The organism is Salinibaculum sp. SYNS191 (genome assembly GCF_037338445.1).
In the GTDB taxonomy this organism is placed as follows: domain Archaea; phylum Halobacteriota; class Halobacteria; order Halobacteriales; family Haloarculaceae; genus Salinibaculum; species Salinibaculum marinum.
On sequence record NZ_CP147838.1, the window covers coordinates 2,579,969 to 2,604,693 of the forward strand.

The following is a 24,725-nucleotide window of genomic DNA, read 5'->3' on the forward strand; positions in this document are numbered from 1 at the left end:
TGTCGGTTCCACCCTCGATTCGGCCAGTCCGGGGACGCTCGCTCACGCGAACACGAGTACCAGGGTGAAGCTCAGCGCGCCGGCGGCGAACGCGGTGAACCGGCTCTCGGTGACCTCGGGGAGTTCCTCTTTGAGCACGTTGAACACGATAGCCCCGGCGAGGAAGGCGAACAGCATCGCCACCCGGAACGTGTCGAGTCGGGTCGCGAACCCGATTACCGCTCCGACGACGGTCCCGGCCGCCAGTATCACCCGGCCGTTCGTGTCGAACCTGGTGCCGTAGTGGCGGTGGAAGCCGTAATCGGTGATACCGAAGTGCAGCGCCATCGCGAGCCCGTAGAACAACAGGTTCGCCAGCCCCGCTCGTTCCTGGTGAAAGAGCAGGTAGCCGATGAGTCCGCTGTAGGCCACGAACACGAACAGGTGTGCCCGGTAGACCGACCGGGACGATTCGACGTCCGCACCGCGTCGGTGACTCACGGCGACTTCGAGGCCGTAGAAACTCACGAACCCCACGAGCGCGACGAGGAACACGAGCTGTTCGGCGAGAAAGAGCCCGCGTCCGAGTTCCGCGACGACTGCGGCCGTCTCGCTTATCTCCGGGAGGATGAGGACGAACACGTACGCCACTGACGCGCCGGCGCCGGCGGACAGGAGCGTGCGCCGGTGCTCGGCCCGGCTGACCGTCCACCGGGCCGCGGTGAGGTGGACGACGACGAATCCGAGCACGACCACGGCGGCGGCGACAGTGTACTCGCTGTCGACCGTTTGCGTCAGCACTGGGGCGTCGATGCCGGTGTTCCAGAGCACTGCAGTTCGTCCCCCGACACGTGATGTGCGCCCTGTCGCCACTGCGGTATTTTGTTATGCCGAGAATATCGGCCACACCCCGCTCGCCGGCGCGCCGGAGCCCGGATAACCTCTCATTACCCGGGTTCGACGGGGCCTCCAGCAGTCCGGACGACCCCGCACGTGGCCCGGGAGACACCGTCTGCACCGGCGTCGCGGCCTGAGAGGCGACCGAACACAGTCCCGTCGGCATCACACGTCTGCTGCTCGCACGCACACAGTCGTTCTACTGGAGTGTCAGGAAAGCCAGGATTTATATCTCACCACCGCCGGTAGGACGGTACCACTCTCAACTATGACTGTCCCACCTGCCGATTACGCGGACGCGACGACGAGAATCGACTGCGAAGTCACCGGGGGATACAACGTCAAACCGGGCGCGTTCGTCTACGAATACTGCCCCTTCTGTGGCCACCCCGCAATCGAGGGCGAGGACCACGAAATCGAGATTTCGGTTCCCGAGTGAGCCACGGCCACAGGGGTTGGCCGTCGATATCTCGTCCAGGTAGGTGACGGTATGTCGACCGATGGCGATGCAGTCCGCGCGCGTCCCCGCCGGTCGCGCTCACTCCGGCGGCACGATACAGCGGAAGCCGACGTGACTCGTCGTGGTGTCTATCGGTTCGGGATACCGCGCGGCCGGCCGGTAGCGGAAACAGTAGTTCGGCGCACAGAGGTGTGACCCGCCCTTCAGGACTTTCCGCGGGACATCCGAGGGGTCGCGGGGGTCGACGCTTTGCTCCATATCGACCCCGCCCGGGTTCGTCGGCGTACAGCACGCCGCAGTCTCGCCGGCCGTCGGGTCAGCGCTGAACCAGTCGCGCGTCCACTCCCAGACGTTGCCGGCCACGTCGAAGAGACCGAAGCCGTTGGCAGGGAACGCGCCGACCGGCGAGGTACGCTCGTAGCCGTCGAGGAGTTTGTTCTCCGTCGGGAACTCCCCCTGCCAGGTGTTGGCCAGCAACTGCCCGTCCGGGACGTGTTCGTCCCCCCAGACGAACCGTTTGCCCTCCAGGCCCCCGCGGGCGGCGCGCTCCCACTGTGCCTCGGTCGGCAGTTCCTTGCCCGCCCACTCGGCGTACGCGCGGGCGTCCTCGTACGCGACGTGGACCGCGGGATGGTCCAGTTTCCCGTCCAGGGAACTGTCCGGTCCGAGCGGTTGCAGCCAGGTCGCACCGGGAACGTACTCCCACCACTCGGAGGGGTTCCCGCGGTCCACCGGTCCGTCGGGCGAGGTGAACACGGCCGACCCCGCGACCACGTCGTCCGGGTCGGCACCGGGATAGTCGTCGGGGTCCGGGTCCCGCTCGGCGAAGGTCGTGTAGTCCGTCTCGTCGACGAACTCGGCGAAGTCGGCGTTCGTTACGGGCGTCTCGTCCATCCAGAAGCCGTCGACGCTGACCTCGCGCGTCGGAGCCTCCTCCGGGTAGAACTCCTCGGACCCCATCGTGAACGTGCCGCCCGGAATCCAGACCATCCCGTCGGCCGGCGGCTCCGACGGCGCGGTGTGGTCCGCCTCCGAGCGCGTCATCGCGCTCCCCCCTCGGTGGCACTCCCCGACCGGGCGGGAGGACAGGGGGCGGCGTCGACCATCTGGCGGCTCTCGTCGTCGGCGTGACTCGTCTCACCGGGGGCGGCCGCTGTGTCGTCTCTGCACGGGCGCGTCGTGTTGGGTGCAGGACTCATGCGTAGGGAACCGTCTGCCTGCCGCCACGCGACGCCGACACTTTGTTAGGAAGGGAGAACCGCCGGCGAGCCATCGGTGGCCCGGCGATAACTCCGGCTTACGGTGAGCGCGCGCCGCCGACTCGCGCTCACTCCTCGCGTGTCTCCTCGGCGTTCGTCGCGGTCACCGGTTCCGGCCCGGACTCGTCGGATGAGCGCTCGGTCCGACGGTAGCTCCGGTAGGCCAGGCGGGTGACGGCTCCCAGCCCGAGGACCAGCACGAGGCCGTCGACGACGGGACCGACTGCCGGAATCTGGAGCAGAATCTCCACGATGAACGCGCCGACGACGAGCCCGACCCAGCGGTTCTCGACCGGCGAGACGTCGACGTCGACGTACGACAGCCCGCGAGGCACGGCGGCGAGGGTCAACATCCCGAGGGCGAACCGGCCGTAGACGGAGCCGACCCACGACAGCACCACGAACAGTGCGCCGCCGGCGAACGCGATCGGCAGTCCGAAGAGGCTCAACCCGAACACGACCAGCACCAGTGGCGTGAGGAGGGTGACGGCGAACCCGCTCACCCAGGTGCGGGCGGGTTCCCGACCGACGAGGTCGGACACACGGGTCGAGAAGCGGGGGAACGCGCCGACGAGCACCGCACCCAGCAGCAGGTTAGCCAGGAACCGGTAGGCCTCGACCCACGACACTCGCAGGAGGTTCCCGGGGCCGAGGCTGACCAGCGGCGAGGGCTGTGCGACTGTCCCGGGGAGCAACTGCACGAGGCCCGCACCGACCGACGACGCTGCCAGCATGCGCGCCGCGCCCGCGCCGTCGTCCCCGGTGCCCGGGCCGCCGGTCAGGGACCGATTGAGTATCGGCCCGCCACCGAGGACCGTTCCGTTCACGCGGGTGCGGACTGCCGTGGTCTGGAACCGACCGGTGACCCGTCCGTCCTCCTCGACGTCGACGAAGACGCCGACGGCGTCGAGGACGCCCCCGACCCGTCCCGCCACCGAGAGCCGGCCGCCGATGGAACTGAGACCGTCGTCGACGTCGCCGCCGACGTCGGTTATGCCGGCGATTGCGTTGACTTTCCCACCCACGCGGCCGCTCACGTCGACCCGCCCGGCGAACGCGGTCACGTCGCCCGTCACTTCGCCGCTGACGACGACGTCGGCCGACAGCGCGGTCACGTCGCCGTCGACGGTCCCGCGGACGAGCACCCTCCCGGCTGTCGCCGTCAGGTCCTCGTTCAGGGTCTCGCCCGCCGGCACCTCGACAGTGGGCCGGACCGTCGTCTCCGCGGCGACCATCCAGGGCACCATCGCCAGGACCACGAACCCGACGGCGAACACGGCCCGTCCGGTGTTCTGACGCGTCATCGGGTCGGCCCCCTGGTAGTGCCACTCGTCCGCTCCCCGTTCGCGGCGTGACGTGTGGTCCGCCGTGGTGGGTGTGTCATTTATTGTCGGATTGTGTCGATGGCGGCGGCGATGGCGAGGACCAGCGCGTCGTCTTCCCCCGCCATCACCTCGACGCCGTAGGTGTCACGGACGCGGAACCACCGCTTCGAGACCGTCGCGACCGGCTTCCCGTTCCGCGTGATGGTGTACTCGTGGTCGAGGATGTTCCCCTGGACGTGCAGGGGCGGGCCGCCGGCGACCTTGACGTCGAAGCGGTCCCGGAGCGGCGTCACGAGCGCCTTCTTGATGGTCGCCGCCGTCCGGCCGTCCGCTCCCTGTATGACCATCGTCTCCTTGAGGCGGAGGACGCGCTCCTGGACGCGGTAGCGCAGGCCTCCCTGCCGGTCTCGAATCTGGATGGTGTTGCGGACTCTGAGCGCCTTCCCGTCGACTTTGAACGCCGGCTGGCCCCCGGCCGTCTCGATGACGAAGTCTTCGCCGATGGCGAGCAGTTTCTCGCGCATCCGGTACCGCGTCGGCGCGGCGGGAATCTCGGCTCCCTGCTGCCGGGCGCGCCTGCGTTCTCGCCGCCGTCTCGGGCTCATCTGCTCACCTCGCCCGCCGCGGCGACGCGGGTGTCGTGGTCGTGGTCGTGGTCATCCGGGCTCACTCCCGCGCCATGATGCGGTCCAGTTCGGCCTCCTCGTGGACGAACGGTTCGCCGCTGACGTCGACGGTCACGCGGGCGATGCTGCCGGTGAACGGGAACGGTGTCTGCTCGCGGTACGCGTCGGTGACGGCGTTCACACTGTCCTTCCCACAGCTCAAGCCGGCGGTGAGGCCGGTCGTGATGGGGGTCGTGACGGGCACCTCGCCTTCGCCGACCTGCTGGTCGCCGTAGAACAGGCGCACGGTCCCGGGGACGCCCTTGCCGGTCGCGAAGTCCGGTTCGCCGGTCACCTCGAACTCCATCCGAACCGAGACGTCGCCCTCCGGAAGCGGCTCGTCGGCGACCACCTCGTACTCGTCGACGCCGACGTAGTTGTGGACGTACACGAGGCGGTTGTCCATCACGTACAGCGAGTAGCCGCCGGACCGGCTCCCGTGCGCGAGCAGCGCGCCTTCCGCGCCGCCGACCGGCACCGTCAGATCGGCGGTGATGCTGTGATCGCGGTTGAACACCTTGACGGCTGCATTCTCGGGGATGTACTGACCACCGGGGTGGTAGACGTACGTGTCGCGTGGCTTGCCGGGTTCTGGCCGTGCTTCGGCGAAGCGCTGGACGCTGCGGCCGTCGAGGGGCAGGACGTCGTGCTTGCCGGCCTCGGTCCACCACAGTTGGGCGAGTTCGAGCACCTTCTCGGGGTGCTCGCTCGCGACGTCGTTCGCCTCCGCGAAGTCCTCCTCGACGTGGTACAGCTCCCACCCCGAGTCTTCGAGGCTGGTCGCCGAGAGGTCCTCGGCGGTCATCGGCTCGCCGAACGGCCACGGGTGGACGGCCCGCCAGCCGTCGTGGTAGATGGCCCGGGTACCGAGCATCTCGAAGTACTGGGTGGTGTGCTGCTCGGGCGCGTCCGGTTCGTCGAAGCTATAGGCGAAGCTGGTCCCCTCGATGGGCGACTGGGAGTACCCCTTCACCTCGTCCGGCGGGTCGATGCCGACCGCCTCGTAGATGGTGGGGGCGAGGTCGATGGCGTGGACGAACTGCTCGCGCACTTCGCCCTCGGCCTCGATGCCGTTGGGCCAGGAGACGACCAGCGGGTCGCTCGCGCCGCCGCGGTAGGTCTCTCGCTTCCACCGGCGGAAGGGAGTGTTGCCGGCCCACGTCCAGCCCCAGGGGTAGTGGTTGAAGTACTCCGGGCCGCCGAGGTCGTCTATCGCTTCGAGATTCTCCTCGAGGCTTTCGGGAACGTTGTTGAAAAAGCGGTTCTCGTCCACGGAGCCGGTCGGGCCGCCCTCGGCGCTGGCGCCGTTGTCCGAGACCAGCATCACGAGGGTGTCGTCGAGTTCACCGATCTCTTCGAGGTAGTCCAGCACCTTCCCAATTTGCGCGTCGGTGTGTTCGAGGAACCCCGCGAACACCTCCATCATCCGGCTGCAGAGGCGCTGTTCGTCCTCGGAGAGCGAATCCCAGCGGTCGACGTCTTCGTTCTGCGGGGACAGTTCGGTGTCCTCGGGGACGACGCCCATCTCCTTTTGCTGTTCGAGGATCTGCTCGCGGGCGGCGTCCCAGCCCATGTCGAACTCGCCCTCGTACTTCTCGATCCACTCCTGTGGGACCTGGTGGGGGGCGTGACAGGCACCAGGACAGAAGTAGGTGAAGAAGGGCTTGTCGGGGTCGACCTGTTTGGCGTCGCCGATGAACTCGATGGCGCGGTCGGCGAGGTCCTCGGTGAGGTGGTAGCCCTCCTCCGGCGTGGCGGGCGGCTCGGTCTGGTGGTTGTCGTGGATCAGCGCCGGCGTGTACTGGTCGGTGTCGCCGCCGAGGAACCCGTAGAACCGCTCGAAGCCGCGGTTGAGCGGCCACTGGTCGTAGGGGCCGGCGGCGCTGGTGGACTCGGCGGGCGTGAGGTGCCACTTGCCGAGTGCGTAGGTGCTAAAGCCCTCCTCGACGAGCGCCTCCGAGACCATCCCGTTCTCGTGGGGGATGTGACCGTTGTAGCCGGGGAAGCCCGTGGAGACCTCGGTGATGGCTGCCAGCCCGTTCGAGTGGTGGTTGCGGCCGGTCATGAGACACGAGCGGGTGGGCGAACAGAGCGCGGTCGTGTGGAAGTTGTTGTAGCGGAGGCCGTTCTCGGCGAGACGGTCGATGTTCGGGGTATCGATGAGCCCGCCGTAACAGCCCAGTTGCCCGAAGCCGACGTCGTCGAGGGTGATTAGCAGGACGTTCGGGGCGTCTTCCGGGGCCCGGGTCTGTTCGGGCCACCAGGGTTCCGATTCGTCGTACGTACGGCCGATGTGGCCGTGAAATTCTTGTTGTGGCATTGCTGTGGTGCGTCGTGTCCCGCCAGACGCGGGACGCCCTCGCCAGGTCCGCCTCCACGGCGTCGAGTCGCGCGGGGCCTGGGGGGCGGGAGTTCTCCCGACAGCCGCTCTATCCCCCGAATCGGACTTTGTAATTCCCTGGGTATCCCCGGATTCGGTCCGCTTACCGACCGGTGGGTCGAGGTTACCGAGCCGAGGGCTGGCGGTCTTTGCCACTTACCTGGCGTTCGGGAGCCTTACCGACCGTATCGCAGTCCCGGGCCGCGTCACCGTGCCCGGGTCCGACGCCGACTCGCCCGCTCCGGGGTGACTATCGGCTCACGAGCACTCCCAGCGTGAAGCCGACGGCGAACCCGACGACGAACGGTGCCGCCCGGTCCTGCTGCCGTCGCTCCTGGGCCTGCTCCGGGAAGTACTCCTCCAGCAGCTCGAACGCCCGTCGGCCGACCTCCGTCTTCGCTTCCCTGGCCGTCTCTTGTGCGTGGACTGTCGCCTGTGACTGAGCGGTCTCTAGCATCAGTTCTCCCGTCGTATCGCTCAGTAATTGTAATGGACTCGTTAGGTGGTCCATGCCGGTGCCGCCTCACACTCTCCGGGTCACGGTGTCGCGACGAGCGCTCCGCGAACCCCGACATCGCGTCCGCGAGAGCCGGTACCGCGCGCATAACTAAGCGGACCGTCCCGGTAGTGCCGATGTCAGGCTCATGGCGAAGTTACGACCCGAGCGACCGGTGCGAACCGCGGCTGTCACGTCGGTGCTCGTCCCCGGCGGGGCCAGCCAGCGGCTCTCCCGTCCCGACAGCCACGGAGACACCGATGGCTGACGTGTACTACTTCATCAGCGACCTCCACATCGGCGGCGACGAGCAACTCCAGCAGGTTGACTTCCTCGACGAACTGCTGTCCTTTCTCCGCGACCTCGAAACGACCAGCGAGGACGCCGAACTCGTCATCAACGGCGACGCCTTCGGCCTGTGGGAGTTAACGCAGGTCGACGGGCTGGCGAAGTTCGACACGCTGGTCGAGCAGTACCCCGAACTGTTCGAACAGTTCCGGGCGACCGGCGAGCGGATACCGATTACGCTCATCCCCGGCAATCACGACTACGAACTCGCCGCCTACGACGAGTACGTCGACAGACTCGCGGCGTACAACGTCACGCTGGAACAGGAAGTCTCTCTCACGCGGGAGGTCGGGTCGTCCGTCGTCCACGTCGAACATGGGATGCAGGAGGACCCGGGCAACCGGATTCCGGACTTCGGGAACGCCTACGCGAACCCGCCGGGCTACTTCGTCAACCGGCAGATAACGAGCCGTGCGGGACGCCTGTCGGGCCGGGGGAAGTACAACTGGCTCAAGGACATCCAGGCGGTCACGCCGATGACGCAGATTCCGGACTGGATGATGTCGAACTACTTCTACCGGGAGATGAGCGCCTGGCTCCGCTACGCCGTCGTCCCCTTCCTCCTGTTGTTCAACGTCGGCCTGCTCTACGTCGTCATATTCGGCCTCGACAGGGCGGGTCTCTGGTCGCTTCCCATGAACGCCATCGAGCGCGTCCTCCGGCTCTTCGGGCCCGTCGGGGACCTGGTAAACATCGTCCTCACGGCCAACCTGGTCGTCATCGCGCTGTTGCTCGTCATCGCCGTCCCGCTGTCCGTGTTCTTCAGAGACGTCCGGAAGACGCTCCGGCGATTCGGCCTCGTCCGGCCGAGCGACCGCGAGGAACCCGTCGAGAAGTACCACGACAGGGCGCGGGCGGTCTTCGCGGCCGACCCCCGGGTCGCCGTGTACGTCTACGGCCACACGCACCGCCCCTCGCTGCACGAGGTGGAGGGCCGACTCGTCCTCAACACGGGGACGTGGTTGAAACGCCTGCACCGGGTCGACCCGTTCTTCGGCCTGCTCCCGCCGGTCTACTACTCGTCCTATCGGCTCAACTACTTCCGGCTCACCGCCACGGCGGACGGGGGCGTCCGCGTCGAGTACGACGTCATCGACAAGCCGAACCCGGCCGACGAGACGCTCCTCCAGCGCCTCACCACCCGGACGCCGACGCGGGAGCGGACGATACCGGCCGAGACCGTCGTCGCCCCGCCCCACCGGCGGGAATCCGACCCCGAGCCCTCGAACAGGTAATCGAGACGGGACGTGCGACACGAAGCAGAACGCGTGCCGTCAGACTCCCGTCGCGAGCCGGCCCTCTGGCCGTGGCTGTCCCGCCGGCGTCCGCCCGTCCGAAATCTGTGCCTCGATGAAGCCGACGCGGACGACGACGTCCCGGCCGAACTCCGCCGTCAGGTCGTCGTCCCAGCGCTGGGCGAGGTCGGGTGGCGCTTCGAGGTCTCTGGGGATCCCGACGAGCACGCTGACCCGCGGTTCGTTGCCGAGGACCAGGTCGACCGGCGTGTAGTCGACCGTCACCGAGACGAGGTCGACGCCCTCGATGTCCGCCTCGTCGAAGCGCTGCTGGAGTTCGTTCTGCGTGCGCTGCTCGAAGTCCTGGGTCTGGAACGTCGTCCAGGTGACCGCGCCGAGGACGATGGACAGCACCGCGATGGCGATGCCGATGACGACGATGCGCGAGAAGACGGAGGCGCGAACGCCCTCGAACCTGCCGGCCTCCAGCGGCTTGAACCCCGCCAGGAAAAAGAGGACGAGCGCGGAGACGTTGATGGCGAGCAGGTTCACGACGACGAGCACGGCACCCGCGATGGCGACGCCCGGCAACCCAAACGCGATGCCGAGTCCCGAGGTCGCGGCCGGCGGGACCAGCGCGACGGCGATTGCCACGCCGACGAGCGTCGACCCGGAGCCGCGCATGATGCTGAGCGACCCGGCGATGCCCGACCCGAGGGCGAGAAAGAGCGACAGGAAGTTCGGGCTCGTCCGCTCCGCGACCTGGGGGATGGTCCGGATGTCGAGGCCCGGCGGGATGAGGACCGTCTGCTTGAGCAGCCAGCCCATGACTGCGGCCGTGAGGATTGCCGCGAGGAGGCCGGTCACCTGGAGCGTGACGCCCCGCGAGGCCATCTTCGGGTCGTCGAGGATAGCGCCGACGCTCGCCGAGATGGCCGGCCCCATCAGCGGGGCGACGACCATCGCGCCGATGATGGTCGCCGCGGAGTCGAGCAACAGCCCCGTCGTCGCGATGACGGTACTCAGGATGAGAAACGCGAAGAACGTCGAGTTCGCCGGTGCGAGGTCCTGTGCCCGCGCGTACAGTTCCTCGCGGGAGATGCGGAGGCCGGGGAACCGCTCGACGAGCGCGGACAGCCGCTCCGAGACCACCGTCTCCGTCGGGAGGACGATGGTGTAGGCGTGCTCCCTGATGCCCGCCTCGACCAGGTCCTCCATCACCGGTTCGACGCCGCTGGGCGGGACGGGGAACTGGACCATCGCCTCGAAGTCCCCCCGCCCCACCTCCTCGAAGACGGCGTAGTCGATGCCCTCCTCGTCGAGCGCGTCGAGGACTGACGAGCGGTTACCCTCCGGAATCAGCACTTGAACGAGTCGCATCTCTGGGTCAGGGGCGGCGGTAGTCGAGCGACGGTTCGGGGTAATCGAGTGTCGATTCTGCGCCCGGGGTCGGGCGTGCCGTCGTCGGTCCGGGGCGGTGTGGTCCCGACCCGACGGTCCCGGTGTCTACCCGGCGACCTCTTCGGCGGCGAACGCTTCCCGGAGCCGCGTCTCCTCGTCGGGCGAGAGGTTCGTCTCGATAATCTCGAACGACATGTCCGAGGTCTCCTCGACGATGCGATCCAGCTTCGCGTCCCGCGTCAGGAGGAACAGCGCGGAGTTGCCGGGCTCGATTGCCTCGCTCACGTTCTTGATGAACGAGTCGTCGATGCCGATGTCACCGAGTTTCCCGCTGACTGCGCCGGCCGCTGCGCCCGCAATCAGGCCGAGCCACGGGGCGAAAAAGAGCAACCCTATCAACATTCCCCAGAACGCGCCCCCGAGGGCTCCCGCCCCGACGAGGCTGTGTGCCTGCTTGACCTTCGCCTTCCCCTTCTCGTTGCGGACGACCACCGCAGCGTCTTCGAGCGTTATCAGTTCGCGCCGTTGGAAGTCGTACATCTTCTCCCGCATCTTCTCGGCGCCGTCCATGTCGTCGAACGCGAGCACTACGAGTGAACTCATACTTCACCGGTCTCCCTTTGTGGGGATAGTAATGCGCTGGCAAAGTCGAAGAAAGGTCGTCTTGTTCGCCGTGGACGCGGCAGTCAGTCCCAGTAAGCCGACCCAACCCGGGTGTGGACAGCCATCGTGCGCCCCCGGCGCCCGCCACGACGACGGACTGCCTGCGCCGTCGCTGCTACGCTCTCGACGGGTCGTCTGAGGCCGATGCTGAGCGCTACGTGTTGCACGGTTCGTCCCCGATTGCTGCGAGTAGCCGTCGAGTCACACTGGTACGGGGATTCAACCGGTCCCGGAGAGACGACCAGGCGTTACTACGGGGCCACTGTCGGTGATATATATCGCTGCACTGTTGGACTACGGTTATCCTTCTGTCTGTCCAACACCTATACGAGACACAATGAGTACAGACACACCATCGATGTCGCCGACCGTCTCGGACGAGGGCGCGCAGGGCCAGCGGGGCCTCCTGTTCGTCGGAGCCCTCATCGCGGTTCTCGGCGTCCTCGCCATCCTCGCACCGTTCGTCACGGGTATCGGACTGTCGCTCCTGCTCGGGGCGTTGCTCGTCCTCGGCGGGCTCGCACACGTCGCACACGCGTTCAGCGCGTCGGGCTGGACAGGCTCGCTCTGGCAGATTGCGCTCGCAATCATCTACGCGTTCGCGGGCATCTCGCTGCTCGCGAACCCCGTTATCGGGCTGGCGACGCTGACACTCCTGCTCATCTTCTACCTCGCCATCATGGGGCTCGTCGAAGTCGTCGGCGGGCTGCTGACGCGCTCTGACCCCCGGTGGGGCTGGGTCGTCGTGAGCGGCGTCATCTCCCTGCTCCTGGCCGGGTTGCTCTGGGCCGGGTTCCCGTCCACGGCGGAGTGGGCTCTCGGCCTCCTCGTCGGCATCCACCTCCTGTCGACCGGTATCATGCTGGCACTCGTCGGGTACTTCGGCCGCGAGGGGTCGACGACCAGCGGCGGGGAGATGCCCGGCGGCGAACTCGGGAGCGGGTGACCCGAGTCGACACTCCTTTTTGCCGCTACTGGCCGCAGACGTCGCTGTCCGGTCAATGGTGAAGGTATTTCGAACGAGACACGGTTTATCGATATCGGGGAATCGCTCACACTGGGATGTACCGTACTCCTGCTCGTAATCTGGCATCGACATAATCGTCTCTCCGTAAGCCCGCTGTATCTCAGTCAATCCGTTGGGCTGCGCCGCCGAACGTGTGGCTGCCAGCACAATCCCCATCTCGACACCATTATATGAGAGACTGTTCAACCAGTCATCTATGAGCTCGCAAACGGAACGACTCGAACGCCTCATCACCGAGGAAAGCGGTGGCTGCTGTGAAGCCGATATCGAGGAACGGCTCGATTCGCTGCGCTCGTACCAATCGGAGACACCGACCAATCCCGACGCTGACCTGACCGCACTCAAGACGTTGGGGAACGATACGCGATACAACATCGTCCGGTTGCTGACGGCCGCGGATCGGGAGCTGTGTGTCTGCGAGATCAATCCGATCGTCGACGTCAGTGACAGCGCGATCAGTCACGCTCTTTCGGATCTCTACGACGCCGGGCTCGTCACGCGGCGAAAAGACGGGACGTGGCGGTACTACGAGACGACCGATCGGGCCGAGGCGCTTCTGACAGCCCTCGACGAGACGCGAGAGGCCGACCGATGACCGACACACAGGTCCGCGTAGCGTTCATGTGTGTCCAGAACGCCGGGCGGTCGCAGATGTCGACTGCGTTCGCCGAACGCGAGCGGGAGCGTCGAGATCTCGACGACGTAGTCGAGATTCTCACCGGTGGAACCCATCCTGCTGAACACGTTCACGATGTCGTCGTCGAGGTGATGCGCGAGGAAGGCTTCGATCTCTCGGAGCGGACGCCACGGAAGATTTCGACGGACGAACTCGAGTCGTGTGACTACGTCGCCACGATGGGCTGTTCGACACTCGAACTCGATGCTGACGACGCCGACGTCGACGTCCGTGACTGGGCACTGGCCGATCCCGACGGGAAAGACCTCAACCGGGTTCGAGAAATCCGTGACGAGATCCGCGACCGTGTGAGTTCGCTTTTCGACGAGATCGAACAGGGGGTAGCCACGAGTGCCTGAAACGAACGACTCCCCGACGGAGTCCGGTCTCGACGCACAGACCCAACGGAAGGTCGTCCGGGAGCGGTACGCAACCATCGCCGCGGAGAAGGCTGAAGAGGCCGGTGGCTGCTGTTCGAGCGACGATTCCTGTTGCAGTCCCGCAGAAACGGCGGCTCCCACTGATGAGACGGCCCGCCAACTCGGTTACTCCGAGAGCGAGTTGGAGAGTGTCGACGGGAACGCAAACTTGGGGTTAGGGTGTGGGAATCCCCAGGCGATTGCGTCACTGACCACCGGCGAATCGGTACTTGATCTCGGATCGGGTGCGGGTTTCGACTGTTTCCTCGCGGCCCAGGAAGTCGGTGAAGCGGGCCGTGTAATCGGCGTCGATATGACACCCGAGATGGTCGAGAAAGCCCGTGTGAACGCCAGTCAAAACGACGCCGAAAATGTCGAGTTCCGTCTCGGTGAGATCGAACATCTCCCGGTCTCAGACGAGCGTATCGACGTTATCATCTCGAACTGCGTCGTGAACCTCTCGCCGGACAAGCCCCAGGTGTTCGACGAGGCGTTTCGCGTTCTCCGTCCGGGGGGGCGACTCGCGATTTCCGACGTCGTACTGACTGCAGCGGTGCCACACGACGTTCGGGCTGACCCGGACTCCGTGGCATCCTGTGTCGCTGGCGCTTCGACCATCGATCGACTCGAGACGATACTCACCGACACGGGCTTCGAGGCGGTGAACATCTCGCCGAAAGACGAGAGTGACGAGTTCATCCGCGACTGGGATGACGACTACGACGTGAGCGAGTTCCTCGTCTCCGCGACCATTACCGCTCGAAAACCGGAGGTCGCCGATGGGTAACGTCGACGCCCACGACCACGGGCCGAACTGCGACTGTGAGAGTTGTGGTGACCCGCGGTCGATGGACTTCCTCGATAAGTACCTCACTGTCTGGATCCTCGGTGCGATGGCTGTGGGTGTAGGACTCGGATTCGTTGCCCCGTCGGTAACCCAGCCGATTCAGGACTTCCACCTCGTCGAAATCGGCCTGATCGCAATGATGTATCCGCCGCTGGCGAAGGCCGATTACTCGCAACTTCGCGCGGTGTTCAGCAACTGGCGGGTGCTCGGACTGAGCCTCGTCCAGAACTGGCTCATCGGCCCGACGCTCATGTTCGGGCTGGCCGTAATCTTCTTCAGCGGACTCGTTCCAGGTCTTCCTGCACGTCCCGAGTTCTTCCTCGGTCTCGTGTTCATCGGGATGGCCCGGTGTATCGCGATGGTGCTCGTCTGGAACGAACTCGCAGAAGGGTCAACCGAGTACGTCACCGGCTTGGTCGCGTTCAACAGCCTCTTCCAGATCATCACCTACGGGGTGTACGTCTGGTTCTTCGGGTTGTTCCTCCCCCCACTGCTCGGGATGGAGACGCTCGTCGCTGGCATCGAGACGTTCAACGTGACGCCGATGCAGGTGTTCCAGGCGATCGTCGTCTTCCTCGGCATTCCCTTCGTCGGTGGGTTCCTGACACGGTACGTCGGCACGCGAACTAAGGGCGAGGAGTGGTACGACGAGGAGTTGGTCCCGAAGATCGACCCACTCACGCTCGTCGCGCTCCTCTTTACGGTCATCGTGATGTTCGCCACGCAAGGCGAGAACATCGTCGCCTCGCCCGGTGACGTACTCCTGATCGCTGTCCCGTTGACGATCTACTTCGTCGTGATGTTCCTCGTCAGCTTCGGGATGGGCAAGGGCATCGGCGCGGACTACTCGACCACGACGGCCATCGGCTTCACGGCCGCCTCGAACAACTTCGAACTCGCAATCGCGGTCGCCGTTGCGGTGTTCGGCGTCGGCTCCGGCGTCGCGTTCACGACTGTCGTCGGCCCGCTCATCGAGGTCCCTGTCCTGTTGGCGTTGGTCAACGTGGCCCTGTACTTCCAGCGCAAGTTCGACTGGAGTGGTGCCACGACCGGACAGCTCGGTTCGTCTCCTTCCACCCCGCCTGCTGAAGACGACTGAGGTTCGGACACACTGATGGCATCACACACAGACGCCTTCGATCGCCTTCGCATCGGGGTCATTTGCGTCTGATATTGGTGGTGATGACTATCGACTGAAAGGGTGTGAAAGCGAAAGCCCACGGATGGTTGATTCCATCCGCGGGTGTGCTAAGTTGGTCCCCGCTGACGCTTCGGCCCTCCAAGACGAAGCGTCAACTGAGGGGTTTGATTTCGAGCCAACTAAGCGTGGTGGTTTCGCAGCATCGTGGCTCCGCGAAGCCTCTCCGTAGCGTGTTATCGAACCGTTCCCAATCCCGTACCAATCATCTGTGAGTGGTCAAGCAAGGGGGCTTCACTTATTGGTGCAGGCAGCGTATCGTTCAGTATGCCTGAAGAAGTCCTGTTCAAATCAGAGAGTAACCAGAGTCGAGAAGAGATTGCATCGTACCTCCGGAAAGTCGCGGACAATCTTGAGGGTGGGAACGCTATCAGCCTGACAGCAGGCTCCGAGTCTGTAACACTGAATCCCCCTGCACGACCGACCTTCGAGGTCAAAGCCGAGCGCGAAGGCCCCGCTGGCAATATGTCTGAATTAAGTGTCGAGTTCGAACTCGAATGGGACGAGAACGCTAGTGGGGAGAGCAGCGAAAGTGGCCAGCTCGAAATCGAATAGTCACTCCGCACGCTTACTGAGCAGTCGATTCACTCAACAATCGATGAAACAACTCTCGTGAGGCTATATTTTTCTTCAGAACTGTACAGCGGGTCTGGGTGCTCTGTCAGACTCGGTCTGGTTCGGTCGTCTCGTAGACCTGAATCCAGCCGTCACTTCTGGTTTTCACGAGATAGTCGGCATAGCGGAACTTGATGGTGACCGTTCCCTGTCGGGACTCTGTCTCTGTCTCGGAGTTGAACAACGCCGCTTCGATTGCTGGCACGTCGGCCACAGCGTATAATGGCGGGGACTTCACTTCGTCTGGTGAAACGTCCCTGGCTTCTGCGATGGCAAAGACGAGTACGGTCGTGAGTTCACCGTCCTCGTCGGGGTCGTAGTGTCGTTGGGCGACTTGTCGCCAGTGTGTATCGTGGTCGAGCGTCGGGTCGTCCTCGCTGCCGGTACCGCCGTCGTCATTCCGTGTCATCCATCCACGGCTGAGGCCGTGGGCTTCCTCCTTGAATCTCTGTGACTGCGTTCGAGGAACTGGAACGCGGTGACATCGTGTGGGCGACCGACCCACTCTCGGAGAAAGGTCGCCCGATGCTTGTGCTGGGGGCGCCTCAACTCCCGAACCATGGTACCCAACTCATCACGTCCTGCTCCCCACGAAGACCTACCACGAGGAGGCACTCACACTCCGAGACGATGACTACGAAGGTGACCCACTCGGTGAACGAAGTCACGTCCTCCCGTGGTCGCTCGCGACCCTCAACAGTGCTGGCGATGTTGAGCACTATCTTACCTCTCTCATCGACGAACGAACTGAGGATGTGGCCAGCCAGTTGATCGACTACATATCGTCTTGATGTGACTGCTCGTTGCGGAGCATCTCTACGTCGACGGAAACAAACGAACAGCGCTCCGAACGCCGGCTGAGCAGAAGACATATTCCCAGATTATTATACAACTGCCTTGTCGTACCGGTGTTCAGGTCACTCATCAACCAGCGGCAACTCTACGACAAACACACTCCCTTGAGGATCGTTGGCTTCGACCCACACGTCGCCTCCGTAGCGGTCGACGAGCGTCTGGACGAGGTAAAGGCCAATCCCGCTCCCCTGGCTGTCCAGCCCCGCTTCGCCCTTCCCGAAGATGGTTTCTTTCTGCCCGTCCGGGATTCCCGGACCATTGTCAGCAACCTGAATTCGTGCAACGCTGTCGGTCGTCGTCGCCGATACCGTGACTTTGGGCACCTCCTTGTCGTTGTGGACGATAGCGTTTTTCAAGAGGTTACGAATCAGTGATTCGAGCATATCGTCAGCCAGCACCTTGACGCGGGGGAGGGGTTCGACGGTGACCAGTGCTCGCTCGTTGCTCGATCGGATTCCCTTGACCTCGCTTTCGATGACGCGATCGAGCCCTGTCGGCGAACGATCGGTGTCTTGCTGAAGCAACACCTCAGTAATGTCTCTGGCAGTCGTCGTGATATCCACAGCCTCTCGGGCCGCCTCCCGAACCTGGCGGACGTACTCCTCGCCACCCTCCTCAACGTAGTCCTCCAGCATCTCGGCGTAGGCAGTCACGAGCTGGAGGTCGTTGCGGATGTCGTGGCGGACGACCTGGTTGAGTACTTCGAGGCTGTCCCGTTGTTCTTCAATGACCCGTTGGTATTCTTTGAGCTCGGTAACGTCCCGAGCATATCCAAGCACAGCGTCTTCACCGGTGCCGGGAATTTCGTACGGAATCTTGACAGTCTGGAGTGTCTTTGTTTCGCCATCGACAGTGGTCAGTTCCTCCTCGGGGATCTCTTTTGATTCGTCCGTTTCGATGACTTCCAAATCGTCCTCATGGAACCGCTCAGAAGCCCGGGCGTCGGGGAGGAGTTCAGATTCCGGATTTCCTTCGACTTCTTCAGGGGAAAGTCCGTACACCTCTGCAGTTGTTTCGTTGGCCAGCAAGTACTCGCCCTCGCGGTTTTTTGCGAAGATCAGGTCGGGAACCAGGTCGATGACCTGTCGGAGTTCCTCACGCTTGTCTCGGGCAGAGATATCCCGGAAAATACCGTAGATGACAGGCCCATCAGGAAGTGGTATCGTATTGACGCTGATTTCGATCGGGATGGTTTCATTGTCGGCGGTCACCAGTTTCGGCCGCGATCCATCTGGAAACGCTTGGATTGTCTCTCGTCCTCCTGTAGCACGCTCGAACGCTTCGCGGTACAGTTCGGCGTCCTCTTCGGGATGGAGTGTACTCTGGTGGCGGCCGATGATCTGGTCACGTGATTCCCCGAGCAGCGTTTCAGCAGCCTCGTTTATCTCGATTATCTCCCCTGTCTCGGCATCCGCAACGAACACCGGATCCGGAGCCGCAGCAAGCAACGTTTCATATCGCTCTTTCATCGCCATCAGCTCCCGTTCGCGCTCGTCCCGTTCGGTAATATCCCTAAGGATAGAGAGGTGTTGGCTTTCGATGATGTCTGGTGTCGCGGCGTATTCGACGGTTCGTCTACTCCCGTCTGGTCGCACGAGTGGAAACGTCCCACGCTCTTGCTCCGACTGAGTGAACTCTTCCCACAGTTCATCGAACGAAAAGTCCTCAGGGGCGAAATCGCGAATCGACTTTCCGATTAACTCCTCTTTTTCGCATCCGAACAGCCGCGTTGCACTTTCGTTCACCTCGATGTATTCGCCTTCCTCATCTGTGATCACGATTGCATCAAAGGCACCCTCGAATACAGATTGGAACCTATCACGCTCCTGCTGGATTCGCTGCTCGCGTTCCTTCCGTTCGGTAATATCTCGAATCATCCCTCGCAGAATTGGGTGCCCCTCAGTCGTGACAACTTCAGCCACCGATCGGTACCAGCGAATTGTCTCCTCTCCGTATTTCGCCCGGTATTCGATGTCGTAGTCGCTGGCTGTTTCAGTTATTTCTTGCATGCGAGCTCGTACCCGCTCACGGTCGTCCGGATGGACATGTTGGAGTGCTGTCTCTACAGTTGCAAGATGTCCCGGGGTAAGACCGTCGAGTTCGTCGATTCCGCTATGGCGTCGCAAGTGCCCGGTTTCGAGGTCGAATTCGAAACTGGCGGCACTTGACATGTGCTGCACCCGTTCGAACATCCGCCGAGTCAGCGCTAATTCCCGTTCGCGCTCCTTGCGTTCGGTAATATCTCGACCGACAAAGAGGTGCTCTCCAGTGACGATATTGGCTTTCCCGGTGTATTCGACGACGTGTTCCTCTCCACCAGCATCGACAAGCCTGAGGGTGCCGCGAATGGACCCGGTTTGCTGGAAGTCACGCCACTCGGCTTCAAAATCGAATGTCTCAGACGCAAACTCCGGCAGTGACCGTCCGAGTAATTCCTTCGAAGCGAGTCCAAAGAGCGTTTCAGCCGCTCTATTGCTGTTCAGTATTCTGGCGTCGTCATCGAGAATAACTATCGTGTCGTGGGCTTCTTCGAAGGCGGCATGAAATCGATCTCGCCCCCGTGTAATCTCGGGTTCCTGTTGTTGGATGCTAATGTTCGGACTTCGTGGGATCGAGAGCGTGACTGTCGTCCCGTTGTCCGTGACGGTCGTGTCAATCGACCCGTCGTGGCCTGTCACGATCCAGTGGATCAGCCACAGCCCCAATCCGCTTCCATGGGAGAGCGGCGTCTCTTCGCCGGTAGTCAGTACTTCGGCTTCCATATCGGGGAGTCCGGGACCGTCGTCGGCGATCTGAATCTCGATGGCATTCGGCACGGTCTCGATGGTCACCGAGACAGTAGGGGTTTCACCGCTGTGCTCGATGGCATTTTCGAGTAGTTCTGTGATGGCCCGCTCGAAGCTCGGTCGCAAGGCTGTACTGATGTCTTCGTCGTATTCGACGGAGAGTGACGCGTGCGGATATTCTCTTCCGGTCGACTCGACGATGTTCTCGACGAGTCGGCCAACCGCGGTGGGCTGTCGCTCGAAGTCAGACGTGATGATCCGTTCCAGTTCACGGGCTTTTTCACTCAAATCGAGGAGGGTATCGACATGGTCGAACGTAGTATTGACAGCGGTTTGATCCGGGAGTTGCTCGGCGATCTGTTGTATGTTTGCCCGGATAACGGCAATGTCATTCCGGAGGTTATGCCGAAGAACTCGGTTGAGAACGGCAGAGAGGTTGGTCTGACTCGTGAGTTCGGCCTCAACGTGTTCGCGTTCGAGTTCCCGTTCGAGTAACCGTGTGAGATGCTCAGCAAACCGCACCTCGGCCTCGCTGAAGGGCTCAGAGCGGGGGTCCTCAGCGACGAAACAGACCGTCCCGTAGGGCTTGTCCTCAAGGATGAGTGAGCTGCCGAGGTAGGTGTGGCGGTCGCTAGTCTCGAAGGCCTGGTCGTCAGCCCATCCCTGGTTCGGTGCATCGTGAAGTGCGAGTGGAACGTTTTTTTTTGATTGTTTTCCGACAATACGTCTCCTGGAGATCCACAGCTAGTGAAGGCGGTATCTGTCCGTTTGCTGTGTCGGTCGTGGTTTCAACTCCCCAATGGTTGGTTTCCTGGTCAATTCGTGCAAGAAACCCGCTATCCACGTCAAGACACTGTCTGGCGAGTTCCAATGCTTCACGTGCCTTTTCGTCGAACGGGATATCCTTCCGGACGATTTCGTGGAGTTGCTGTCTGGCTTCTGCAACTGGTCTCGCTGTGTCTGTCATCTGGTTTTCTCCCCGGCAATCTCTAATCGCGCGCCGTCTGCGGCTCGGTCAATGATGCGATTCTTCCTCTCGTGGCCCTCAGAACTCACTTGGCCGATTATCGAGGCTGATTCGTCTTTGAGGCCACCTTGGTGAAGATCCTGATTCGAACACGCTCTCGTGTTCATGTCTGTACAGGCTTCAGTGTACCAGCGGACCTCATCTCCTCACTTTCCTCCAAGAGATGAGTCTACACCGTCTTTTGGCGTGGAAGTCCCTCCACCGTCAGCTTGGACTGATGGTTGGCTTGCGGTATCAGCTGCGCTTACTCCTCCGGCAGCTCCGTCGCCGCGAATGTTGAACATCGAGACCTGGTCGTGAAGTGTCTCGGAGAGTTGCGAGAGACCCTGGACGTTCTCAGCGACTTCCGCGAGTGACGCAGTCTGTTCTTCAGTAGCGGCAGAGACGTTGCTCGCTTCTGCCGCGGTCTGCTGACTCACACTCGACACATCGTCCACCATCGCAACGACCTCTTCTGATGAGGCTGCCTGGTCATCGGTCGCGTCACTAATCTCTCGAATACCCGACTCGGCCTCTCGAACAGCGGCGGCAATCTCGTCGAACATCTCGATCGCATCTTCGATTGTGTCCGACCCGCGCTCGACGCGCTCGCTCATCATCTCCATCCCTTCGACAGTCTCTGTCGTCGTCGCCTGAATGGCAGTGATTCGCTGTTCGATCTCGGTCGTCGCATCGGCAACTTCCTCCGCGAGCCCTTTGATCTCATTTGCAACAACGGCGAACCCTTCACCAGCCTCCCCCGCACGAGCGGCTTCAATCGAGGCGTTCAATGCAAGCATGTTGGTCTGATCAGCGATCTCGTTAATCATCTCGACGATCTCCCCAATCTCGTCCATCTTCTCGTCGAGTGTCTCCACGTGCGTCGTGGTTTCTTCTGCTTGTACTTCGATTGCCTCGATTTCTTCGGTCGCGTCAGCAGCGTATGTTTGGCCTGTCTCACTCCGCTCAACAGCGGTAGTGGCTGTTGAAGCGACTTCTTCTGATGAAGAAGCAATCTCTTCGACAGTTGCTGACATATCATTCATTTCGCCGGCGACTTCTTGCAAGTTCTCGTTTTGCGCCTCCGCGCCGCGCGAGATCTCTTCAACTGAGTCGGCGACTTCTTCGCTAGCCTGCTCGATTTCTTCTGTGCTGCTCGCAACTTCTTCACTGGAGGTGGCGACTTCGTCCGCGATTTCCTGTACGGATCGAACACTCTCGCTCATTTGCTGGAGTCCCTCGTCGAGATCACGGAGAACCTCACCGTATTGTCCGGGGTAGTCAGTCTTGAGGCGTTTGTCGAGGTCGCCAGCTCTGAGTCCGTCACTGGCTGTTGCGATTTGTTCGAAGCTATCGGACAGTTGGGCTGTCCCGTCATCGATGTTTTTGAGGACGGTTCCATACTGCCCCGGTTGATCCGTGTCGATGGTCTGACCGAGTTGCCCGCTCTTCAACCCCTCGCTCGCAGTAGTGATCTGAGCAAAACTCTCAGAGAGTCGGTCTGCACCAGTGTCGAGGCTTTCGAGTACAGCCCCGTACTGGCCTGGCTGGTCCGTTGTAATCGATTGGTCAAGTTCGCCGTTATTCAGGCCGTCACTCGCTCGTTGTATTTCCTCGAAACTAGCGGTGAGTTGATCGGTGCCCGAATCGAGGCGTTCCATGATGTCTCCATACGTGCCAGGGTAATCTGTCTCGATATCCCGTTCCAGTTCTCCGGTTTCAAGGTTCTGGCTCACAGCATCAAGTTCGGTGAAGACACCTCGCAGATTTGCTTGCATATCTGTGAACGCCGCAACCATGCGACCGAGTTCGTCACTTTCAGGGTGCTCATCAAGCTCGGTATCGAGATTACCGTTACTGGCGGCAACAGCAGCCTCAGAGAGTTGCGTGACGGGTGACGTGATGCGCCGAGCAACGAACAGACCGATGACGATGGCGAAGACAAGCGCACCGACGGTTAGTCCGATAATCTCCATTTGCGCGGTCTGTGTCGTGCTATCGGCAATCGCGACTTGGGATTCTAGATCTTCCTGTGCCGATTGCTCGATGGAGTGCGCGTGTTCCTCCATTGGGGAGGATAATGATTCCATTTCGTCCGCTTTCTGCTCAGCGAGTGCAGTATCGTCCGTTGCTCTCGCTTGGAAAAACTCGCTCCCAAGCGCGTTGTACTCCTCATGTTGTGATTTGAGGGTTGAGAACTGTTCTTCTTGCTGTTGGCTCAAGTCCGTTTCTTCGAGATTCTCTGCCTGTTCGTCGAAAAGTCGATTGGCTTCCTCGAATTGTTGCTGTGCGTTTTCGTCACCGAGTTGGGCAGCCTGTATCGCACCCTGTTGCTGTTCAATGGCAACAATTATCTCTGCGGCCGCGTCCATCTTCTGCCCGTCTTCTGCAATAATGTGTGCTTCCTTGTCAACGGTGGCAACCGATGTGTATCCAATCGCCCCGGTGATGGCAACTAGAACAGCGACGAGGACGAACGCGAGGATGAGTTTTGGTCTTAAATCAAGACTGTCGATTTTCAGTTGTTCCAGCATGACTCTTCCTCCTTGAGAGATTCAATTACCGTGAGCTGACCAGGGAGCAGACTGGACTGGTTCCAACGGTTTCCGACCTCGAACGGTTCTCTAGTATAATCTGCAATATGACTACTAACCAAATGAATGTTGATTATTGGCATAGTTCTGATACACAAAAAGGAAATTCTATATATTAGTTCTTTCTCGCTGATTATCGATAACGAAAATTATCTTCTCAAAATTAAAACAATATAGCTACATTAATATACTCATGATCAATATGATGTTCGATTTGTTCCGGGATGTTGATTGAATAGAGAAATCCCCGTAAGACACGAAGTCGCTGTGTTTATTGTATCCTCTAAGCCCATATCCGCCCCATCATCACCCCTACCAAAGTGAATAGAGTCTCCACGACGAGCCCGGAAACGTTTTTCAGAGGGTCGGTCGAGGGTTGTTGCTATGGGGATAGGAGGCAGCAAGACCGGACCACAGGACACTCTCCCAGACTCACTCGATCGACGGCGTGCGCTGCAATGGATTCTTGGCAGCCTTTCGACAGGGCTTGCGGGCTGTGCTGGAACGGACTTTCCAAATACGCAGCCAGAGACCGCCCGACCCACGTCTTCGCCACGGCCACGAGAGACTGTCCAAGCGAGAGCCCATACAGCAACACAGAGGGCGGCCGAAACTGAAACCCCGACGCAGGCGACATCGTCGCCAACGCCGTCACCGACCGAATCACCGTCACCCACCGCAACACCACGCGCCGTGGAGCCGGTGTCGACGACCGGATCGCTCCCGGTCCAACAAACTGAAGAACTGACCGCCGACCCCCAGTCCAGCGGGATTACCGACGACGAGCGAGTGAACTTTCCGACCAACGAGGCTGCGCTCTCGGATGACAGCAAGGCACACCTCACGGTCTACGGGGCAATGGATGGGACAGGCCGCTTTGGCATGAACGCCGGTGCTGCGTTCCGGACGTACTGGCGTGCACCGGAGAGTGGAACCTACACCCTGTCTGCAACCTACTGGGGCAACGGTGCCTACGAGTATCACCCACCAGATAACAGTAAGCGCGACTATACGCTCTGTTCGGAGACGAATCTGGCCGTCATCAACGCCGACAGCGTCGTTGCCGAGACAACACGGCCCGACCTCCAGCGTGGCAATCGGGGACTCCAGCGCGCTGCTGCAGAGGAGTTGCTCGAATTCCTCGCCTATCGACTCGTCTCGCCATATCTCGGTCTCGTCGGTGGCCTCATCGCGAGAGCGCTCATCGAGTGGGCGATCGACCTGGATCGTCGAGACCCAACGACGGGCTCGTTCTTGACGACATCACTCGACCCGTATCACGTCGACGTCCAATTCACTGCAACCGAAGGGACAGTCTACGAATTCCAGGTGACGCCCTCGGTCGGATTTGCCGGCCGCTCGCGAGCGGACTGGTACACCACCGGGAAGGTGGAATCGATCTACCGGCTGGAAGACATGGCCATCCGTAGTGAGTGAACGAATGAGTGAGTGAGCGAATGAGTGAGTGTGGTCGGTGGACTCGACCATCCGACTCGCCAGGAATTCACCACTCGGTACAGCTGGCCTGGAGCCGACAACGCTACTTGTGGCAACCCCGTACAGCCCGATGGTCTCGTCTATCGGCACATGGCAG

21 protein-coding genes and 1 pseudogene are annotated in these 24,725 nt (G+C 62.1%); 10 read left to right on the forward strand and 12 right to left on the reverse strand.

All coding sequences use genetic code 11. The features are described 5' to 3' along the window. Positions 1-42 precede the first annotated feature (42 nt). A complete protein-coding gene (locus tag WDJ57_RS13785) occupies positions 43-810 on the reverse strand; it encodes a hypothetical protein (RefSeq protein WP_338901395.1) in 768 nt (255 codons plus the stop codon). Between the two features lie 334 nt (positions 811-1,144). On the opposite strand from WDJ57_RS13785, the gene WDJ57_RS13790 reads away from it, so the two are divergent. Then, entirely contained in the window at positions 1,145-1,315 is a 171-nt protein-coding gene (locus tag WDJ57_RS13790) for a hypothetical protein (RefSeq protein WP_338901396.1), read from the forward strand. Positions 1,316-1,414: 99 nt separating this feature from the next. On the opposite strand, the gene WDJ57_RS13795 is transcribed toward WDJ57_RS13790, so the two are convergent. The 5 genes from WDJ57_RS13795 to WDJ57_RS13815 form a co-directional block, all read right to left on the reverse strand. Beyond that, a complete protein-coding gene (locus WDJ57_RS13795) occupies positions 1,415-2,380 on the reverse strand; it encodes a formylglycine-generating enzyme family protein (RefSeq protein ID WP_338901397.1) in 966 nt (321 codons plus the stop codon). A 283-nt stretch (positions 2,381-2,663) separates the two neighbouring features. Next, on the reverse strand, positions 2,664-3,899 hold the full coding sequence (locus WDJ57_RS13800) for a polymer-forming cytoskeletal protein (protein ID WP_338901398.1): 1,236 nt from the start codon (positions 3,897-3,899) through the stop codon (positions 2,664-2,666). A gap of 80 nt (positions 3,900-3,979) precedes the next feature. Next, positions 3,980-4,525, reverse strand: coding sequence for an LURP-one-related/scramblase family protein (locus WDJ57_RS13805; protein WP_338901399.1), 546 nt, complete (start codon positions 4,523-4,525; stop codon positions 3,980-3,982). Between the two features lie 61 nt (positions 4,526-4,586). Continuing rightward, positions 4,587-6,905, reverse strand: coding sequence for an arylsulfatase (locus WDJ57_RS13810; protein WP_338901400.1), 2,319 nt, complete (start codon positions 6,903-6,905; stop codon positions 4,587-4,589). Between the two features lie 310 nt (positions 6,906-7,215). Then, on the reverse strand, positions 7,216-7,422 hold the full coding sequence (locus tag WDJ57_RS13815; protein WP_338901401.1) for a hypothetical protein: 207 nt from the start codon (positions 7,420-7,422) through the stop codon (positions 7,216-7,218). Between the two features lie 299 nt (positions 7,423-7,721). Here WDJ57_RS13815 and WDJ57_RS13820 point away from each other — a divergent pair, with 299 nt between their 5' ends. Further along, on the forward strand, positions 7,722-9,044 hold the full coding sequence (locus WDJ57_RS13820; protein ID WP_338901402.1) for a metallophosphoesterase: 1,323 nt from the start codon (positions 7,722-7,724) through the stop codon (positions 9,042-9,044). Positions 9,045-9,083: 39 nt separating this feature from the next. Here WDJ57_RS13820 and WDJ57_RS13825 read toward each other — a convergent pair whose 3' ends face one another. After that, on the reverse strand, positions 9,084-10,424 hold the full coding sequence (locus WDJ57_RS13825; protein WP_338901403.1) for a TIGR00341 family protein: 1,341 nt from the start codon (positions 10,422-10,424) through the stop codon (positions 9,084-9,086). A 126-nt stretch (positions 10,425-10,550) separates the two neighbouring features. After that, positions 10,551-11,015: a DUF1269 domain-containing protein gene (locus WDJ57_RS13830; RefSeq protein WP_380629842.1), complete on the reverse strand. Its 465-nt coding sequence runs from the start codon at positions 11,013-11,015 to the stop codon at positions 10,551-10,553. Positions 11,016-11,445: 430 nt separating this feature from the next. Between WDJ57_RS13830 and WDJ57_RS13835 the strand changes: the two genes are divergently transcribed. From WDJ57_RS13835 to WDJ57_RS13860, 6 genes are all read left to right on the forward strand, one after another. Continuing rightward, positions 11,446-12,054 (forward strand): HdeD family acid-resistance protein, encoded by a 609-nt coding sequence (locus tag WDJ57_RS13835; protein WP_338901405.1) that lies wholly within the window; start codon positions 11,446-11,448, stop codon positions 12,052-12,054. 277 nt (positions 12,055-12,331) lie between these two features. Further along, positions 12,332-12,730, forward strand: a complete 399-nt coding sequence (locus WDJ57_RS13840) for an ArsR/SmtB family transcription factor (protein WP_338901406.1) — start codon at positions 12,332-12,334, stop codon at positions 12,728-12,730. Continuing rightward, positions 12,727-13,170, forward strand: coding sequence for a low molecular weight phosphatase family protein (locus WDJ57_RS13845; RefSeq protein ID WP_338901407.1), 444 nt, complete (start codon positions 12,727-12,729; stop codon positions 13,168-13,170). Before WDJ57_RS13840 ends, WDJ57_RS13845 begins: the two co-directional genes overlap by 4 nt. Beyond that, complete coding sequence (gene arsM / locus WDJ57_RS13850; protein WP_338901408.1) at positions 13,163-14,017, forward strand: arsenite methyltransferase; 855 nt, start codon at positions 13,163-13,165, stop codon at positions 14,015-14,017. Before WDJ57_RS13845 ends, arsM begins: the two co-directional genes overlap by 8 nt. After that, complete coding sequence (gene arsB, locus WDJ57_RS13855) at positions 14,010-15,176, forward strand: ACR3 family arsenite efflux transporter (protein ID WP_338901409.1); 1,167 nt, start codon at positions 14,010-14,012, stop codon at positions 15,174-15,176. The genes arsM and arsB overlap by 8 nt, the downstream gene beginning before the upstream one ends. 366 nt (positions 15,177-15,542) lie before the next feature. Next, the gene (locus WDJ57_RS13860; RefSeq protein WP_338900876.1) at positions 15,543-15,830 is read left to right on the forward strand and encodes an amphi-Trp domain-containing protein; all 288 of its coding nucleotides are present in this window, start codon (positions 15,543-15,545) and stop codon (positions 15,828-15,830) included. Positions 15,831-15,936: 106 nt separating this feature from the next. Here the strand turns inward: WDJ57_RS13860 and WDJ57_RS13865 are convergent, their stop codons facing one another. Next, positions 15,937-16,299: a HalOD1 output domain-containing protein gene (locus WDJ57_RS13865; RefSeq protein WP_338901410.1), complete on the reverse strand. Its 363-nt coding sequence runs from the start codon at positions 16,297-16,299 to the stop codon at positions 15,937-15,939. 41 nt (positions 16,300-16,340) lie between these two features. Between WDJ57_RS13865 and WDJ57_RS21640 the strand changes: the two are divergent. After that, positions 16,341-16,681: pseudogene (locus WDJ57_RS21640) on the forward strand (PemK-like protein). Positions 16,682-16,807: 126 nt separating this feature from the next. On the opposite strand, the gene WDJ57_RS13870 reads toward WDJ57_RS21640, so the two are convergent. From WDJ57_RS13870 to WDJ57_RS13880, 3 genes are all read right to left on the reverse strand, one after another. After that, positions 16,808-20,053, reverse strand: coding sequence for a PAS domain S-box protein (locus tag WDJ57_RS13870; RefSeq protein WP_338901411.1), 3,246 nt, complete (start codon positions 20,051-20,053; stop codon positions 16,808-16,810). Positions 20,054-20,183: 130 nt separating this feature from the next. Next, on the reverse strand, positions 20,184-20,498 hold the full coding sequence (locus WDJ57_RS13875; RefSeq protein ID WP_338901412.1) for a hypothetical protein: 315 nt from the start codon (positions 20,496-20,498) through the stop codon (positions 20,184-20,186). A gap of 206 nt (positions 20,499-20,704) precedes the next feature. Further along, positions 20,705-23,071 carry a HAMP domain-containing methyl-accepting chemotaxis protein gene (locus WDJ57_RS13880; protein WP_338901413.1) on the reverse strand — a complete coding sequence of 789 codons (2,367 nt, stop codon included), beginning with the start codon at positions 23,069-23,071 and terminating at the stop codon, positions 20,705-20,707. 762 nt (positions 23,072-23,833) lie between these two features. On the opposite strand from WDJ57_RS13880, the gene WDJ57_RS13885 reads away from it, so the two are divergent. Further along, the gene (locus WDJ57_RS13885; RefSeq protein ID WP_338901414.1) at positions 23,834-24,568 is read left to right on the forward strand and encodes a hypothetical protein; all 735 of its coding nucleotides are present in this window, start codon (positions 23,834-23,836) and stop codon (positions 24,566-24,568) included. Positions 24,569-24,725: the final 157 nt, after the last annotated feature.